Annotated in this window: 15 protein-coding genes; 12 read left to right on the top strand and 3 right to left on the bottom strand. The window is 70.7% G+C overall.

Annotated elements, in window-relative coordinates; translation table 11 throughout:
* Positions 1–7: 7 nt before the first annotated feature.
* Positions 8–1,105, top strand: coding sequence for an efflux RND transporter periplasmic adaptor subunit (locus A4W93_RS00780; protein ID WP_085748795.1), 1,098 nt, complete (start codon positions 8–10; stop codon positions 1,103–1,105).
* Positions 1,106–1,124: 19 nt separating this feature from the next.
* Positions 1,125–4,229 (top strand): efflux RND transporter permease subunit, encoded by a 3,105-nt coding sequence (locus A4W93_RS00775; RefSeq protein ID WP_085753993.1) that lies wholly within the window; start codon positions 1,125–1,127, stop codon positions 4,227–4,229.
* Here the strand turns inward: A4W93_RS00775 and A4W93_RS00770 are convergent, their stop codons facing one another.
* The 3 genes from A4W93_RS00770 to A4W93_RS00760 all read right to left on the bottom strand — a co-directional run bounded on the left by A4W93_RS00770 (position 4,230) and on the right by A4W93_RS00760 (position 6,410).
* On the bottom strand, positions 4,230–4,745 hold the full coding sequence (locus A4W93_RS00770) for a LapA family protein (protein WP_085748794.1): 516 nt from the start codon (positions 4,743–4,745) through the stop codon (positions 4,230–4,232).
* A 101-nt stretch (positions 4,746–4,846) separates the two neighbouring features.
* The gene (locus A4W93_RS00765) at positions 4,847–5,344 is read right to left on the bottom strand and encodes a hemerythrin domain-containing protein (RefSeq protein WP_085748793.1); all 498 of its coding nucleotides are present in this window, start codon (positions 5,342–5,344) and stop codon (positions 4,847–4,849) included.
* Positions 5,345–5,435: 91 nt separating this feature from the next.
* Entirely contained in the window at positions 5,436–6,410 is a 975-nt protein-coding gene (locus A4W93_RS00760) for a LysR family transcriptional regulator (protein ID WP_085748792.1), read from the bottom strand.
* A gap of 126 nt (positions 6,411–6,536) precedes the next feature.
* On the opposite strand from A4W93_RS00760, the gene A4W93_RS00755 reads away from it, so the two are divergent.
* The 10 genes from A4W93_RS00755 to egtD all read left to right on the top strand — a co-directional run bounded on the left by A4W93_RS00755 (position 6,537) and on the right by egtD (position 16,529).
* Complete coding sequence (locus A4W93_RS00755) at positions 6,537–7,139, top strand: FMN-dependent NADH-azoreductase (RefSeq protein WP_085748791.1); 603 nt, start codon at positions 6,537–6,539, stop codon at positions 7,137–7,139.
* 63 nt (positions 7,140–7,202) lie between these two features.
* A complete protein-coding gene (locus tag A4W93_RS00750) occupies positions 7,203–7,439 on the top strand; it encodes a hypothetical protein (protein ID WP_085748790.1) in 237 nt (78 codons plus the stop codon).
* A 90-nt stretch (positions 7,440–7,529) separates the two neighbouring features.
* Positions 7,530–8,096 (top strand): RNA polymerase sigma factor, encoded by a 567-nt coding sequence (locus A4W93_RS00745; protein WP_085748789.1) that lies wholly within the window; start codon positions 7,530–7,532, stop codon positions 8,094–8,096.
* Positions 8,093–9,070, top strand: coding sequence for a FecR family protein (locus A4W93_RS00740; protein ID WP_085748788.1), 978 nt, complete (start codon positions 8,093–8,095; stop codon positions 9,068–9,070). Before A4W93_RS00745 ends, A4W93_RS00740 begins: the two co-directional genes overlap by 4 nt.
* Before the next feature lie 134 nt (positions 9,071–9,204).
* A complete protein-coding gene (locus A4W93_RS00735; RefSeq protein WP_237357655.1) occupies positions 9,205–11,628 on the top strand; it encodes a TonB-dependent siderophore receptor in 2,424 nt (807 codons plus the stop codon).
* Between the two features lie 43 nt (positions 11,629–11,671).
* On the top strand, positions 11,672–12,664 hold the full coding sequence (locus A4W93_RS00730) for an LLM class flavin-dependent oxidoreductase (protein ID WP_085748787.1): 993 nt from the start codon (positions 11,672–11,674) through the stop codon (positions 12,662–12,664).
* 70 nt (positions 12,665–12,734) lie between these two features.
* Positions 12,735–12,881, top strand: a complete 147-nt coding sequence (locus A4W93_RS29395) for a hypothetical protein (RefSeq protein WP_157131556.1) — start codon at positions 12,735–12,737, stop codon at positions 12,879–12,881.
* 61 nt (positions 12,882–12,942) lie between these two features.
* A complete protein-coding gene (serA, locus tag A4W93_RS00725; protein ID WP_085748786.1) occupies positions 12,943–14,175 on the top strand; it encodes a phosphoglycerate dehydrogenase in 1,233 nt (410 codons plus the stop codon).
* 149 nt (positions 14,176–14,324) lie between these two features.
* Positions 14,325–15,539, top strand: coding sequence for an ergothioneine biosynthesis protein EgtB (gene egtB / locus A4W93_RS00720; RefSeq protein ID WP_407081700.1), 1,215 nt, complete (start codon positions 14,325–14,327; stop codon positions 15,537–15,539).
* Positions 15,540–15,560: 21 nt separating this feature from the next.
* The gene (gene egtD / locus A4W93_RS00715) at positions 15,561–16,529 is read left to right on the top strand and encodes an L-histidine N(alpha)-methyltransferase (RefSeq protein ID WP_085748785.1); all 969 of its coding nucleotides are present in this window, start codon (positions 15,561–15,563) and stop codon (positions 16,527–16,529) included.
* Positions 16,530–16,541: the final 12 nt, after the last annotated feature.

Below are 16,541 nucleotides of genomic sequence, written 5' to 3'. Positions count from 1 at the left end.
CACCGCCATGAACTTCCGTTCCCGCCCCCTCCTCCTCACCCTGTCCGTGATCGCCGTGGCGGCCGCCACCTACACCGTGCAGGCTGCGGACCCCAAGCCCGCCGATGCGCCGCGCCCCGCGCTCACCGTCACCGTGACCCAGCCCCAGCGCATCGCGGTGCCGCTGCGCGTGACCGCCAACGGCAACATCGCCGCCTGGCAGGAAGCCAGCATCGGCACCGAGGCCAACGGCCTGCGCCTGGCCGACGTGAAGGTCAACGTCGGCGACGTCGTCAAGCGCGGCCAGGTGCTCGCCACGTTCGCGCCCGACACGGTGCTCGCCGAACAGGCGCAGATCCGCGCCACCGTCGCGGAAGCCGAGGCCTCGCTGGCCGAGGCCGCCGCGAACGCGCAGCGCGCCCGCGAGCTGGAAACCACCGGCGCGCTGAGCGCCCAGCAGATCAACCAGTACGTGACCGCCGAACGCACGGCCCAGGCGCGGCTGGAAGCGCAGCGCGCCTCGGCGAAGGCCCAGCAGCTGCGCCTCGGCCAGACCAAGGTGCTCGCACCCGACAACGGCGTGATCTCGTCGCGCACCGCCACCGTGGGCGCCGTGCTGCCGGCCGGCCAGGAGCTGTTCCGCCTGATCCGCCAGGGCCGCCTCGAATGGCGCGGCGAGGTGGCCGCGGCCGACCTGTCGCGCGTGAAGCCGGGGCAGCCCGTCGAGGTGACGGCCGCCTCGGGCGCCAAGCTCGCCGGCAAGGTGCGCATGGTGGCCCCCACCATCGACGTCCAGACCCGCAACGGCCTCGTCTACGTCGACCTGACGGCCTCGAACGAAGCGCGCGCCGGCATGTTCGGCCATGGCGAGATCGACGTGGGCTCGTCGCAGGCCCTCACGCTGCCGCAGAGCGCGGTGACCCTGCGCGACGGCTTCCACTACGTGCTGCAGGTGGGCAACGATTCCAAGCTGACCCAGCTCAAGGCCAAGGTGGGCCGCCGCGTGGGCGACCGCATCGAGATCACTGCCGGCGTGCCGGCCGACGCGAAGGTGGTGGCGGCCGGTGGCGGGTTCCTGGCCGACGGCGACCTCGTGAAGGTCGTCGCCGCGCCGGCCACGAAGTGACGGGGAGCCCCGCATCATGATGAACGTCTCCTCCTGGTCCATCAAGAACCCCATCCCCGGGGTGCTGCTGTTCATCATGCTCACGCTCGTGGGCCTGGTGAGCTTCAAGGCGATGAAGATCCAGAATTTCCCGGACATCGAGCTGCCCACGGTCACCGTGGTCGCCTCGCTGCCGGGCGCGTCGCCGGCGCAGCTGGAAACCGAGGTCGCGCGCAAGATCGAGAACTCGCTCGCGACCAAGCAGGGCGTCAAGCACATCTACACGAAGGTGCAGGACGGCACGGTCACGATCACCATCGAGTTCCGCCTCGAGAAGCCCGTGCAGGAAGCGCTGGACGACGCGCGCGACGCGGTCACGCGCGTGCGCTCCGACCTGCCCGCCGACCTGCGCGACCCCATCGTGGCGAAGGCCGAGCTGTCGGGCTCGCCCATCCTGACCTTCACGGTCGAGTCGTCCCGCATGGACGAGGAGGCGCTGAGCTGGTTCGTCGACAACGACGTCTCGAAGTCCATGCTGAGCGTGAAGGGCGTGGGCGCGGTCGCCCGCGTGGGCGGCGCCACGCGCGAGGTGCGCGTCGAACTGGACCCGGCGCGGCTGCAGGCGCTCAACGCCACCGCGTCCGACATCTCGCGCCAGCTGCGCCAGACCCAGACCGAGGCCTCGGGCGGGCGCTCCGACGTGGGCGGCGCGGAGCAGTCCGTGCGCACCATCGCCACGGTGCAGTCGGCCGAGGAGCTGGCCGGCATGGACATCGCGCTCAGCGACGGCCGCCACATCCGGCTCGACCAGGTGGCCCATGTCTCCGACACGGTGGGCGAGAAGCGCTCGGCCGCGCTGCTGAACGGCAAACCGGTGGTGGGCTTCGAGATCACCCGCACCCGCGGCGCGGGCGAGACCGAGGTGGCGGCCGGCGTGCGCGCGCGCCTCGACGAGATGCGCGCCCAGCATCCCGACATCACCTTCACCGAGGCCTTCAACTTCGTCGACCCGGTGCAGGAGAACTACGACGGCTCGATGACGCTGCTGTACGAGGGCGCCTTCCTCGCGATCCTGGTGGTGTGGTTCTTCCTGCGCGACTTCCGTGCCACGCTGGTGGCCGCCACCGCGCTGCCGCTGTCGGTCATCCCCGCGTTCGGGGCCATGTACCTGCTCGGCTTCACGCTCAACGGCGTGACGCTGCTGTCGATCTCGCTCGTGGTGGGCATCCTGGTGGACGACGCCATCGTGGAGATCGAGAACATCATGCGCCACCTGCGCATGGGCAAGACGCCGTACCAGGCCGCGATGGAGGCGGCCGACGAGATCGGCCTCGCGGTGATCGCCACCACGTTCACGCTGATCGCGGTGTTCCTGCCCACGGCGTTCATGAGCGGCATCCCCGGCCGCTTCTTCGTGCAGTTCGGCTGGACCGCGGCCATCGCCGTGTTCTTCTCGCTGGTGGTGGCCCGCATGCTGACGCCGATGATGGCCGCCTACGTGCTGCGCCGGCCGAAGAAGGAGCACCACGAGGGCCGCTGGATCACGATCTACATGCGCTGGGCCGAGTGGTGCCTGCGCCATCGCATCAAGACCTGCATCGCGGCGCTCGTGTTCCTCGTGGGTTCGTTCATGCTCGTGCCGTACCTGCCCACCGGCTTCATCCCGCCGGACGACCTGTCGCAGACGCAGGTGACGCTCACGCTGCCACCCGGCAGCACGTACAAGCAGACCTTCGCGGCGGCCGAACAGGCCCGGCACATCCTCGAGAAGAACGAGCACATCAAGCTCATCTACACGACGGTGGGCGGTGGCGCGACCGGCGCCGATCCGTTCGCGCCGGCCGGCGCACCCGAGGTGCGCAAGGCCACGCTGACCATCAACATGACGCCGCGCGGCGAACGCAAGGGGATCAGCAAGCAGCAGGTCGAGGCCGGCATGCGCGAAGCCCTCGCGGTGGTGCCCGGCGCCCGCGTGAAGGTGGGCCTGGGCGCGTCCGCCGAGAAGTACGTGCTCGTGCTGGCGGGCGAGGACGGCCGCGTGCTCGCCGAACACGCCGCGAAGGTGGAGCGCGACCTGCGCACCATCCAGGGCATCGGCAACGTGACGTCCACGTCGAGCCTCGTGCGGCCGGAACTCATCGTGCGGCCCGACTTCGCCCGCGCGGCCGACCTCGGCGTGACGTCCACGGCCATCGCCGAGACGCTGCGCGTGGCCACGGCCGGCGACTACGATCAGGGCCTCGCGAAGATGAACCTGTCGCAGCGCCAGGTGCCGGTGGTCGTCAAGCTCCAGGAGGACGCCCGCACCGACCTCGACCTGCTCTCACGCCTGGCCGTGCCGGGCGCGCGCGGGCCGGTGATGCTCGGCAACGTGGCGAACCTGTCGATCGAGAGCGGCCCGGCCGAGATCGACCGCTACGACCGCCAGCGCAACATCAACTTCGAGATCGAGCTGAACCAGAAGCCGCTGGGCGAGGTGGAGAAGGAGGCGCTCGCGCTGCCGAGCCTGAAGCAGCTGCCGCCGGGCGTGATCCAGACCACCATCGGCGACGCCGAGGCCATGGCCGAGCTGTTCGCGAGCTTCGGCCTCGCGATGCTGACCGGCGTGCTGTGCATCTACATCGTGCTCGTGCTGCTGTTCAAGGACTTCGTGCAGCCGGTGACCATCCTCGCCGCGCTCGTGCTGTCGATCCCCGGCGCGTTCCTCGCGCTGTTCCTCACGCACACGGCGCTGTCGATGCCGTCGATGATCGGGCTCATCATGCTGATGGGCATCGCGACGAAGAACTCGATCCTGCTGGTGGAGTACGCGATCATGGCGCGGCGCGAACACGGCATGACCCGCTGGGAAGCACTGCTCGACGCGTGCCACAAGCGCGCGCGCCCGATCGTGATGACCACCATCGCGATGGGCGCCGGCATGTTGCCCATCGCGCTCGGCATCGGCACCGACCCGAGCTTCCGCGCGCCCATGGCCATCGTCGTGATCGGCGGGCTGATCACGTCCACGTTCCTGAGCCTGCTGGTGATCCCGGTGCTCTTCACCTACGTCGACGACGTGGTGCAGCGTTTCGGGCGCCTGTTCAAGCACAAGCACCACCACGAGGAGGTGCCCCCGGCGGCGGGGGCCACCGAAAAAGCCTGATCAGCGCCGCGCGAGCGTGTCGGTGCGTTCGTACTGGGCGGGCACCACCTGGGCCCGCTCCAGGCGGTCCTCCAGCTCGCCGATGTAGGCCGACAGCGTGTTGGCCGTTTCCTCCTGGGCTGCGCGGGCCGATTCCTGCGCGCGGTCCAGGCGGGACACCAGCAGCGCCCGCGTCTGGTCCTGGGACACGGCGACGGTCTGCAGCTCGGCCGTCAGGAAGTTGCGCAGCTCGGTGAAGCGCGAGGCCTCGGCCTTGTCGGCCAGCTCGCGCTGCGACTGCAGTTCCTTCGCGAGGCGGCGCGACTCCATCAGCGCGCCGGCCTGCATGGTCATGGCCCACACGATGAACAGCACCGACAGGAAGCCGACGATGGCCAGCATCACGAGGCCCAGCGGCGCGTCGACGGTGGTGAAGCCGAGGGACAGCGGCTGCGGGGTGACGAAGGTGTTCCAGTTGAGCAGGGCGAACAGCCCCACGAGGGTCAGGCCGACGAACAGGGCGATGGCTCGGGTCATGTCGCGCTCCTTGGCAGACGAGGTATCCGAGCGTAACGCCGCGCGCGCCCCGGCGCTGTAGGACGCCGGCCCTAGACCGGGCCGGAAGCGGGGTCGACGGTTCAGAACAGCGGCGTGGCCTCGTTCCGTTCGGCCAGCGCGACGGCGCGCGGGTCACCGTCCTCGCGCAGCTTCTGCTGCAACCCCAGCATGGCCTCGCCGAGGCGGTCGAGCTCGCGTTCGTCGAGCAGGTCGCGCACCTTCGGGAAGAGGTTCTCCTCCTCTTCCTCGTGGTGGTGTTCGGTCTGCTCCTGCAGCACCTTGGCCTTCGGCTTGAAGGTGTCCTCGCCGGGTTTCAGCGCCAGCAGGTCGGCGAGCAGGCGCTTGAGCGAGAGGTGTTCCTCGAGGGACTCCATCAGGATGTCCTCGGTGCGGCGGGCCTTCACCGCCGGGTAGAAGATCAGCTCCTCGGAGGCGATGTGCACGGCGAGGTCGTCGCCGGCTTCGGCGAGCAGGGCCTTGCAGCGCGCGGCGGAGCCGGTGTCGGCCGCCGTCATCAGGTCCTCGAACTTGGATTCGAGCGCGCGGTGCTGGGCGATCAAGAGGTCGATGGCGTTCATCGCGGGGACTCCTTTGATGTGCAATGCCGCCGAGACTAGGCCGATGTGCGCTTGCCCGCGAGGGCGTAGGAATAGATTCCTTCGATGCCGGTCAGGCAGAGTCCTTCGCGATGCGGGCCGCACGCGTCTTCGCGTTCTCCTCCCGCACGGCGGCGCAGCGCACCGCCGAGAACTCTTCCTCGAGGGCGTCGAGGAAGGCCCGCGTGCGCGCAGGCATCAGCCGGCGGCCCGGGAACACGGCCCAGGCCTCGGTGGCCGGCAGGTGCCAGTCGGCCAGCACGTGGGTCAGCTCGCCCGCGATCACGTCGGGTTCGGCGAAGTGGTCGGGCACCACGGTGATGCCCGCACCCGAGCGGGCCAGGCGGATCAGCAGTTCGGGCGAGTTGGCCACCGCGCGCGTGGGCGGCGTACCCTCCCACACGTCCTGTTCGCGGGTCAGGACCCACGGCCAGGGCTCGCGCTGCTGGGTGGCGAGCTGCAGGGCCTGGTGCCGCATCAGGTCGGCCGGAGTCGCCGGCGTGCCGTGGGCGGCCAGGTAGCGGGGCGAGGCGTAGAGGCCCGACGAGAACGTCGCCAGGCGGCGGGCCGCGAGGTTGGCGTCGTCGTGCAGCGTGCCCATGCGGATCGCGAGGTCGAAGTTCTCGCCGATGAGGTCGACCCGCCGGGGCGACACGTCCACCTGCAGCGAGATGGCCGGGTACTTCGCGGTGAACGCCATCATGAGGTTGCCGAGCACGCCGTTGGCGAAGTCGCCGGGGATGGACAGGCGCAGGCGCCCGCTGGGCTCGGCCTGCCGGTGGTGCGCGAGCGACGTGGCCGCCTCGACCTCGGCCACCACCTGCCGAGCGTGTTCCAGCACGCTGTGGCCGAAGTCGGTGACGGTGAGCTTGCGCGTGGTGCGCAGCAGCAGCCGCTCGCCCAGCTGGGCCTCGAGCCCGGCCAGGCGGCGGGACACGGTGGACTTCGGCAGCCCGAGGCGTTCGCCGGCCCGGCTGAAGCTGCCCTCGTCGACGACCCGGGCGTACAGCAGCAGGTCGTTCGGTTCCAGCGCGGTGGTGGTGCTCATCGAAACCCCTCGGTTCCACAGATGGAACAATGTTATCCATTTCGAGGGCTTCCGGGTTGATATTGGGATGAATACAGTTCTTCCATCGAACACCGCTTCCACCGAAGCCTCCCCGAAAGGACCGTCATGAACATCCTGCAGATCAACTCCAGCGCCCGCGCCCAAGCCTCCCACTCGACGGCGCTCGCCAACGAGATCACCGCCCGCGTCCTCGAATCGAACCCCGGCGCCTCGGTGGCCGTGCGCGACGTGGGCCGCGACCCGCACCCCGCGCTGGACGAACCCACCCTGCAAGCCCTGTTCACGCCGGCCGACCAGCGTTCGCCCGAGCAGGCCGCCCGCGTGGCCCTCGACGAGGCGCTGATCGCCCAGGTCCAGGCTGCCGACGTGCTGGTGCTCGGCGTGCCGATGTACAACTTCGGCGTGCCCGGCGCGCTGAAGAACTGGATCGACGCCATCGCCAAGGCCGGCGTGACCTTCTCGTACACCGAGAAGGGCCCGGTCGGCAAGCTGACGGGCAAGAAGGTCTACGTCGCGCTGACCCGCGGCGGCATCTACCGCGACGGCCCGGCCGACTCGCAGGTGCCGTACCTGAAGACGACCCTCGGCTTCCTCGGCATGACCGACGTGCAGTTCGTCTACGCCGAAGGACTGAACATGGGTCCGGACGCAGAGAAGAAGGGCCTCGCTTCGGCCCGCGAACAGATCGCTGAAGCGGTCGTTGCGTGAGGATTCCTCACTCGGGGTGAACGCGATGTCGGGCTATAGTGCCCGCCGTCGCATTACCCCAGCATGTTCGTTTCTCCCCTCGGCTCCGCGCTGCCCTCCGCCCTCGCCGCCTTCGTGCGGGAGTCGGTCGCCAACGGCGCGGCGCCGTACAAGAACGTCCCCCTGAACACGTCGGTCCCGGGGCTCGGCCCCTACACGATCGACAACGGCGGCGCCTACACGCTCACCGTCTACCCGGGCCCCGTGACGAAGTTCACGGCCACGCCGAAGCTCGGCCGCCTGCTGAACACCGCCGCCTGATCCCCTGGGTTGCGGTGCGCGGGCCGTCGCCCCAGCGTCTACAATTGAGAACCAATCTCAACAACACACGCGGGCGCGAGGGCAAGGGGAATGCGCGACCTGATCCGGGAACTGTTGTCCCACTACGGCGACCTGCGCCGGCACCTCACCCGTGAACTGAAGGACCCGCACCACGCGGCGGACATTGCGCAGTCGAGTTTCCTGCGCGTGTACGCCCAGGCGCTGGACCCCGGTGCCTGCATCGAGGCGCCCCGCGCGCTGCTCTTCCGCGTGGCCCGCAACCTCTGCATCGACGACGCGCGGCACCGCAAGGTGGTGCTCGACTGGGCCGCGCACGGCGCCGACACCACGCGCGTGGGTCCTTCCACCGACGCGGTCGTCGCCGGCCGCCAGGTGCTCGCGCGCGTGATCGAAACCCTCGAGGCGCTGCCACCGCGGCGGCGCGAGGTGTTCCTGCTGTTCCGCGCCTACGGACACACCCGCGCCGAGATCGCCACCCGCCTCGGCATCACCGAGATGGCGGTGGCCAAGCACCTCGTGCGCGCCACCATCGACTGCGCCCGCGTGTTCGCGGAATTGCGGGGCGAACTGATCGAACCCCACGCGCTCTCGCACCGCGCGGGCGGAGCCCCGCGTCTCGCGGAGGATCCGACATGAACGCGCGCGCCCTGGACCCGAGCGAGCGGCTCATCGAGCAGGCGATCGCACTGATCGTCGACGGCGAAGGCACCTCCGACAGCCAGGCCCTCGCGGCGCGCGAAGCGCTGGCCCGCTGGCGCGCCCGTTCGCCCCGGCACGAAACGGCCGCCTGCGAAGCGATGCGCCGATGGAACGCGCTCGCGGGGCTGGGCAGTGACCTGCGATCCCGCTTCCCGGCGCCCGAGCGCACCGTGCCGCCGCGCCGCCGTGCGCTGCTGTCGGTCGCCGCCGTGCTCGGGGCCGGGCTGCTGGGGGGCCGCGCCATCCACTGGTATCGCGAACAGCCGTTGTTCACGGCGAACTACACCACCCGCACCGCCGAACTGTTGAAGGTCACGCTGCCCGAGGACAGCCGGCTCGACCTGGCCCCGCTGACCGGCCTGACCGTCGCCCTGCACCGGGATCGGCGCGTCGTCACGATGTCGGGCGGCGAGGTGCGTTTCGACGTGGCCCGCGACCTCGATCGCCCCTTCTCGGTTCTCACCCGCACCACCCGCATCGAGGTGGTGGGCACCGCGTTCACGGTGCGCGACCGCGGCGGTGTCGTCACGGTCGGCGTCGAACGGGGTCACGTGCGTGTGCGGCGGGTGGGTGATCCGCCCGGGGCCGCCATCGACCTGCGGCCCGGCCAGGCGGTGGATGCGGGCGACAGCCACGTCGGCGCAGTGCGCGAGACCGCGGTGACCGGCATGTCGGCCTGGCGCGAGGGCTGGCTCGTGTTCGACAACACGCCGCTCGTCGACGCGCTGGCCACGGTCAACGCATGGCGGCGCACCCCCATCGCGGCACCGGACCCGCGCGTTCGGACGCTGCGCCTGTCCGGCCGCTTCCGGGCCGACGACTCCGCCGGGTTGCTGGCGGTGCTCCCCACGATCCTGCCGGTCACCGTGATGGCACGGCAGGACGGTGGGGTGGAACTCGTGCCGCGCTGAGACGGCGAAAGAATTTCGCGCGCCCCTGTCTCCGTTTTCGAGGCCGGGCCGTCTCGGCATCAGCAGCACCCAGGCCACCGGGCTCCCGCCCGCCCAGGCACCTGCACGGCCCTCCTCCATTCCGAGCCCTGTCCATGATGCCCCGCAAACACCTTCTCTCCGTCGCGCTGGCCGCGACGCTTGGCGCCGCCACCGCGCCGTTCGCCAGCCCCGCCGCAGCGCAAGCCGCGCCCACGCCCCTCGTCGACCTCCAGGTCCCGGCCCAGCCCCTGTCGGCTGCACTGGCCGAACTGTCGCGCCAGACCGGCGTGCAGGTGTTCGCGTCCGGCGATGCCGTGGCCCGCGCGCGATCACGCGCGGTGTCGGGCCGCATGAGCGTCTCGCAGGCCCTTGCCGAAATGCTCGCCGGAACCGGCCTCGGCGCCACACCCACCGCCAACGGCGGCTTCGCGGTCCACGAAGGGGCAGGCCCCACCCAGGCGCCGGCGACCCTCACCCCCGTGCGGGTGCGCGGCGAGTCCGACCGCGAGACCGCCACGAGTCACGTCGAAGGATACGTCGCGCGCCGCAGCGCCACGGCGACCAAGACCGACACGCCGCTCATCGAAACCCCGCAGTCGGTGACCGTGGTCACCGCCGACTTCGCAGAGGCCATCGGGGCCACGTCGCTGAAAGACGCGCTGGGCTACACACCCGGGGTCGACATCGCCGCCAACGGAGCCGACTCCCGCTTCGACTGGCTCACGCTGCGCGGCTTCGACGCGTACTCGCCCGGCTTCTACCTCGACAACCTGCCGCTGCGCAACATCGGCACCTGGGGTGTGTGGCAGACCGACACGTACGGCGCCGAGCGCATCGAACTGATGCGCGGCCCGGCCTCCGTGCTGTACGGCCAGGGCGGCCCGGGCGGCGTGGTCAACATCGTCAGCAAGCGCCCCACGGCCGAGGCACAGAAGGAACTTCAGGTGCAGCTGGGCGACCCGGCGCGCTACCAGGTCGCGGGCGACTTCGCCGGGCCGGTGGATGCGGAAGGCCGCGTGCTCTACCGGGTGACCGCCCTCGTGCGCGAGGGTGAACTGCCCGCCGGCGACATGGACGACGACCGCGTGTTCATCGCGCCGTCGCTGACCTGGCGCCCCACGAACGACACCACGCTCACGCTGCTGGCCCACGCCATCCACGGCCGCGCAGGTGTCTACAGCCGCGGTCTGCGCGCCGCCGGGAGCCTCGTGCCCACGGCGGCCGGCACCTTCGTGCCCACCGACACGTTCACCGGCGAGCCCGACTACAACCGCCTCGCGCAGGACCAGTGGGCCGTGGGCTACGAACTCGAACACCGCCTCGACGACACCTTCACCCTCCGCCAGAACGCCCGCTACGGCCACCTCGACACCGACCTTCGCCAGGTGCAGGGTGGCGGCTACGTGACGGTCGACACCGCCAATCCCGCGAACCCGGCGAACTTCCGCACCGTGCGCCGCAATGTGTTCACCAGCCAGGAGGACGTCGGTTCGTTCGTGATCGACAACCAGCTGCAGGCGCGCGTGGCCGCGGGCGACTGGCGCCACACGCTGCTGGTCGGCCTCGACTGGCAGCACACCCGCGTCGACCAGGTCACCGGGTTCGGCGCGGGCCCCACGCTGAACCTCTACGAACCGGTGTACGGCGCGCCGGTGACTTCGCCCGCGCCGTACGTCGACGGCCTGAGCACCGTCAAGCAGGCGGGCCTCTACGTGCAGGACCAGATCAAGTGGACGGACCGCTGGTCCATCACCCTCGGCGGCCGCTACGATCGCGCGACGGCCACGGTGGACAGCCGGCTGGACGGCACCCATGTGCGCATGCCCGACGAGGCCTTCACCGGCCGTGCGGGCGTCGTCTACCTGATGCCGAACGGCCTCGCGCCGTACGCCAGCTACACCGAGTCGTTCACGCCCACCGCCACCATCGACACCGTCACGGGCGAGCCCCTGGACCCCGAGACCGGCCGGCAGTACGAGGCCGGCCTGCGCTACCAGCCACCGGGCCGCAAGGAGAACTACAGCGTCGCCGTCTTCGACCTCCGCCGCCGCAACTACGTGACCAACGACGCGCAGAACCGCCCGCGGCAGACCGGCGAGGTCGTCGTGCGCGGCCTGGAGCTGGAGGCCGCGGTGCAGCCGGTGAAGGCGCTGAACGTGGTCGGGGCCTACGGCTGGACGCCCAAGGCCGAGGTCACGGCGAGCAGCAACCCGGACGAGATCGGCAAGCAGTTGATCGCGACGCCCGAGCACCGCGTCTCGCTGTGGGCCGACTACCGGTTCGACTTCGGCCTGAAGCTGGGCGCCGGCGCGCGCTACACCGGGTCCAACCACGGCAACGGCGAGGCCGTGCCGGCGAAGGTACCGGCCTACACGCTGTTCGACCTGATGGCCGGTTACGAACTCGACCGCTGGCAGCTGGCCCTGAACGTGCGCAACCTCGGCGACAAGACGTACATCGCGAACTGCGACGCCTACGGCAGCTGCTACTTCGGCGACCCGCGCAAGGTGATCGCGACAGCCACCTACCGCTGGTGACCTTGCGGCGGCGAGGGCGGCAGGTCGTCGCTACGATGACCCGATGAAGATTCCCCTGTCCGTCCTCGACCTCGTGCCCGTCGGCGCCGGTGGCAGTGCCGCCGCGTCGGTGCGCCGCGCCGTCGACCTCGCCCAGCTCGCCGAACGCCTCGGCTATGTCCGCCTCTGGTTCGCCGAACACCACGGCATGCCCGCGGTGGCCAGTGCCGCGCCCGAGGTGCTGATCGCCCACGTGGCGGCCCACACGTCCAGGCTGCGGCTGGGTTCCGGCGGCGTGATGCTGCCCAACCACGCACCGCTGCGCGTGGCCGAGGCCTTCCGCACGCTGTCGGCCCTGCACCCGGGCCGCATCGACCTGGGCCTGGGCCGCGCGCCGGGCTCCGACGTGCAGGCCACCCGGGCGCTGCGCGCGTTCGACGGCGAGCAGTTCCCCGCGCTGCTGACCGAACTGCTGACGTGGTCGGGCGAACGGTCGCTGCCCGAAGGCCACCCGATGGCCGCGCTGCGCGCGATGCCCGACGATGCCCCGCTGCCGCCCATCTGGATGCTGGGCTCGAGCGGCGCCAGCGCGACGATGGCCGGCGAACTGGGCATGGGCTACTCGTTCGCGAGCCATTTCAGCCCCACGCCCGCGGCGCCCGCCTTCGACACCTACCGCGACGCCTTCGTGCCGTCGCCGCAGTTCACCGAGCCGCACGCCATCCTCGGCATCGCGATGGTGTGTGCGCCCACGGCCGAGGAGGCCGACTACCTCGCGTCGAGCATGGACCTCGCCTGGCTGCGCATCCGCCAGGGCCAGTTCCACCCGCTGCCCACGCCGGAGGAAGCGCTCGCCTACCCGTACACCGAGTCGGAGCGGCGCATCGTCGCCACCTACCGGCAGCTGGCCGTGGTGGGCGACCCCGCGTTCGTGGCCGAGGAGGTCACCCGCCGCGCGCGCCACTGCGAGGCGTCGGAGGTGATGCTGGTGTCGAACGTGCCGGACCCCGTGGCCCGGCTGCGCGGGTACGAACTGCTGGCCGGGGCGATGGCGTAGGACAACGCCGACACGGCTGGACGCCGATCGCCGACTGACCGCGGCAGGTGGCGTCCCTAAGGTGTCGTCCATGCAACCGAACGCCACCCCCACCACGTCCACCGGCGACGCCGTTCGCCAATCGCAACTCGAAGCCGCCCGCCGCGTGACCGAATGGCATGCGCAGCGGCAGGCCCGCCAATGGGCCGCCGCCTCGCTGCCCCGCCCGGCGAACTAAGCGGTCTCGTGGGGTCTTGGGCCCCGGGGTAATCTCGGAGGTCCCACCTGGAGACCCCTCGATGACCCCGCGCCTGTCCGTTCCGAAAGAGAAGCTCAAGTTCGTCCTGCTCGAGGGCATCCACCCCTCGGCCGTCGAGGCGCTGAAGCAGGACGGCTACTCCAACATCGTGACCTCGCCGAAGGCGCTGGCCGGCGACGAACTGCGCGAGACCCTGGCCGACGCCCATTTCCTCGGCATCCGCTCGCGCACCTTCCTGACCGCCGAGGTGTTCGCCGCCGCGCCGAAGCTCACGGCGGTGGGCTGCTTCTGCATCGGCACCAACCAGGTCGACCTCGACGCGGCGATGCACCGCGGCATCCCGGTCTTCAACGCGCCGTTCTCGAACACGCGCAGCGTGGCCGAACTCGTGCTCGCCGAGCTGATCCTGCTGATGCGCGGCATCCCCGAGAAGAACGCGATCCTGCACCGCAACGGCTGGGTCAAGAGCGCGGCCAACTCGTACGAGGTGCGGGGCAAGACCCTCGGCATCGTCGGCTACGGCCACATCGGCACGCAGATCGGCGTGCTGGCCGAACACCTCGGCATGTCGGTGGTGTTCCACGACATCGAGGCGAAACTGCCGCTCGGCAACGCGCGCCAGGCGCCGAACCTCGATGCGCTGCTGCAGCAGGCCGACGTCGTGAGCCTGCACGTGCCCGAGACCCCGCAGACGCAGGACATGATCGGCGCCGCGCAGATCGCCCGCATGAAGCCGGGCTCGCACCTGATCAATGCCTCGCGCGGCACCGTGGTCGACATCGACGCGCTCACCGCCGCCCTGGAATCGAAGCACCTGCACGGCGCCGCCATCGACGTGTTCCCGGTCGAGCCCACCGGCAACGACGCGGTCTTCACGTCGCCGCTCACGCGTTTCGACAACGTGATCCTCACGCCGCACATCGGCGGCTCCACCGCCGAGGCGCAGGCCAACATCGGCAAGGAAGTGGCGGCCAAGCTGATCCGCTACAGCAACAACGGCTCCACCACATCGGCCGTGAACTTCCCCGATGTCGCACTGCCCGAACATGCGGGACGCAGCCGGCTGCTGCACATCCACCGCAACGTGCCGGGCGTGATGGCGCGCGTGAACGAGCGCCTGTCGAGCGCCGGCATCAACATCGCGGCGCAGTACCTGCGCACGAACGACGACGTCGGCTACGTGGTGATCGACGTGGAGGACGCGACCCGCTCGGCCGCGCTCGATGCGCTGTGCCAGGTGCCCGACACGATCCGTTGCCGGGTGCTCTACTGACATGGACTGGCGCGATAGCACGTCGCGCCAGGGGCCGCAATCGGACGGCATCCATTGTTCGGGGCGTCGCCAAATCCAGCATCCGGGCGATTGCAGCGGTCATCGCCCGCTGCTAAGGTGAACCGCTTCCACCCGGAGGGCCCCTCACCTTGCCGTTCACAGCTTCCGCCCCGGTGCCCCGCACCGGCACGCGCTCGCCGCTGGCCCTCGGGTTCGACGCGGTGCGCGCGCATTCGCTGGCGCTCGCCGAGCCGCTGTCGGCCGAGGACCAGTGCGTGCAGTCGATGCCCGATGCGAGCCCCATCAAGTGGCACCTCGCGCACACCACGTGGTTCTTCGAGACGCTGGTGCTCACGCCTTTCCTTCCCGGGTACCGGCCCTTCGACGAACGGTTCGCCTTCCTCTTCAATTCGTACTACGAGGCCCTCGGCCCGCGCCACCCGCGCCCGGCCCGCGGGCTGCTGACCCGCCCGTCGGCCGACGAGGTGCGCGCGTACCGCGACGCGGTCGACACCGCGATGCGCAGGCTGCTCGACTCGGCGGACACCGACACGCTCGCCCGCGCCGAACCCACGATCACCCTCGGCCTTCACCACGAGCAGCAGCACCAGGAGCTGATGCTCACCGACGTGCTGCACCTGCTGTCGCAGAACCCGCTGCGTCCCGCGTACCGGGCCGAGGCACCCATGCCTGCCGTGCCTTCGGCGATGGACTGGCGCACGTTCGACGGCGGCACCGTCACCATCGGCCACCGCGGCCCCGGTTTCGCGTTCGACAACGAAGGCCCGCCGCACGCGGTGCTGCTGCGGCCGTTCCGCCTGGCCGACCGGCCGGTCTCCAACGGCGAGTACCTCGAGTTCGTGCGCGCCGGCGGCTACCGCGACCCGCAGTGGTGGCTCAGCGACGGCTGGGCCCAGGTGCAGGCCCAGGGCTGGGAGGCGCCGCTGCACTGGGCCGACGGAAACACCGGCGCGCCCACCGCGTTCACGCTGCACGGCCAGGTGCCGCTCGACCTCGCCGCCCCCGCCACACACCTGAGCCTGTACGAAGCGGCCGCCTACGCGGCCTGGGCCGGCGCGCGCCTGCCCACCGAGTTCGAATGGGAGACCGCGGCGGCGGCCGGCCTGCGGGCCACGGGCCAGGTGTGGGAATGGACCCGGTCGGCCTACGACCCCTACCCCGGATTCAAGCCCTTCGATGGCGCGGCCGCCGAGTACAACGGCAAGTTCATGATGGGCCAGGTGGTCCTGCGCGGCGGCAGCATCGCCACGCCACCCGGCCACATCCGTCCCACGTACCGCAACTTCTTCCCTCCCTCGGCCCGCTGGCAGTTCTCGGGACTGCGGCTTGCCCATGACGCCTGACCAAGAAGAAACGAGGTGACCATGAGTGCCACGATGCCCCTGACCGCATTGAACGTCCCCGAACGACGCAGCGGTCCGCCGAGCGACTTCGAGCGCGAACTCGTCGCCGCGCTGTCGGCGCGGCCCCGCTCGATCTCGCCGAAGTTCTTCTACGACACGGCCGGCTCGCGCCTCTTCGACCGCATCTGCGACCTGCCCGAGTACTACCCGACGCGCACCGAGTTCGGCCTGCTGGCCGACCACGGTCCCGACATGGCCAGCCACTTCGCCGACGGGGCCGACCTCGTCGAGTTCGGCGCGGGCTCGCTCACGAAGGTGAGGCTGCTGCTGGATGCCTGGGAGCGTCCGGGCCGGTTCATTCCTGTGGACATCTCCGCCGAACACCTGCACCAGTCGGCCGCGCCGCTGCGCGCCGAGTACCCCGGCCTGGAGGTGTTGCCCATCGCGGCCGATTTCACGCGGCCGCTGTCGCTGCCCGCTGCCGAGCGGCGCGTGGGCTTCTTCCCCGGTTCGTCCATCGGCAACCTCGGGCCGGTCGCGGCCGTGCGCTTCCTGCGCCAGGCCGCGCAATGCCTGCCGGGCGGCGGGCTGCTGGTGGGGGTCGACCTCGTCAAGGACCCGGCCACGCTGCACCGCGCCTACAACGATGCCGCCGGAGTCACGGCCGCGTTCAACCGCAACCTGCTCGTGCGCGCGAACCGCGAGCTGGGTGCCGACTTCGACGTCGCGGCCTTCGACCACTACGCCTTCTACGACCCGCTGCAGCAGCGCGTGGAGATGCACCTCGTGAGCCGGCGCGCGCAGACCGTCACGGTGGCCGACCAGTGCTTCGAGTTCGCGGAAGGGGAAAGCCTGCACACCGAGAACTCGCACAAGTACACGGTGGAGGGCTTCCGCCAGATGGCGCGCCGCGCGGGCTTCACGCCCGGGCCGGTGTGGGTGGACGACGCACGCCTCTTCAGCGTGCACTGGCTCGCCACCGGCGCCTGACGCGGCCGGGGG

This window comes from Piscinibacter gummiphilus (assembly GCF_002116905.1).
GTDB lineage: Bacteria > Pseudomonadota > Gammaproteobacteria > Burkholderiales > Burkholderiaceae_C > Rhizobacter > Rhizobacter gummiphilus.
The sequence above is the reverse complement of the archived record's forward strand: the minus strand, read 5'-3'. Positions and strand labels throughout refer to the sequence as shown.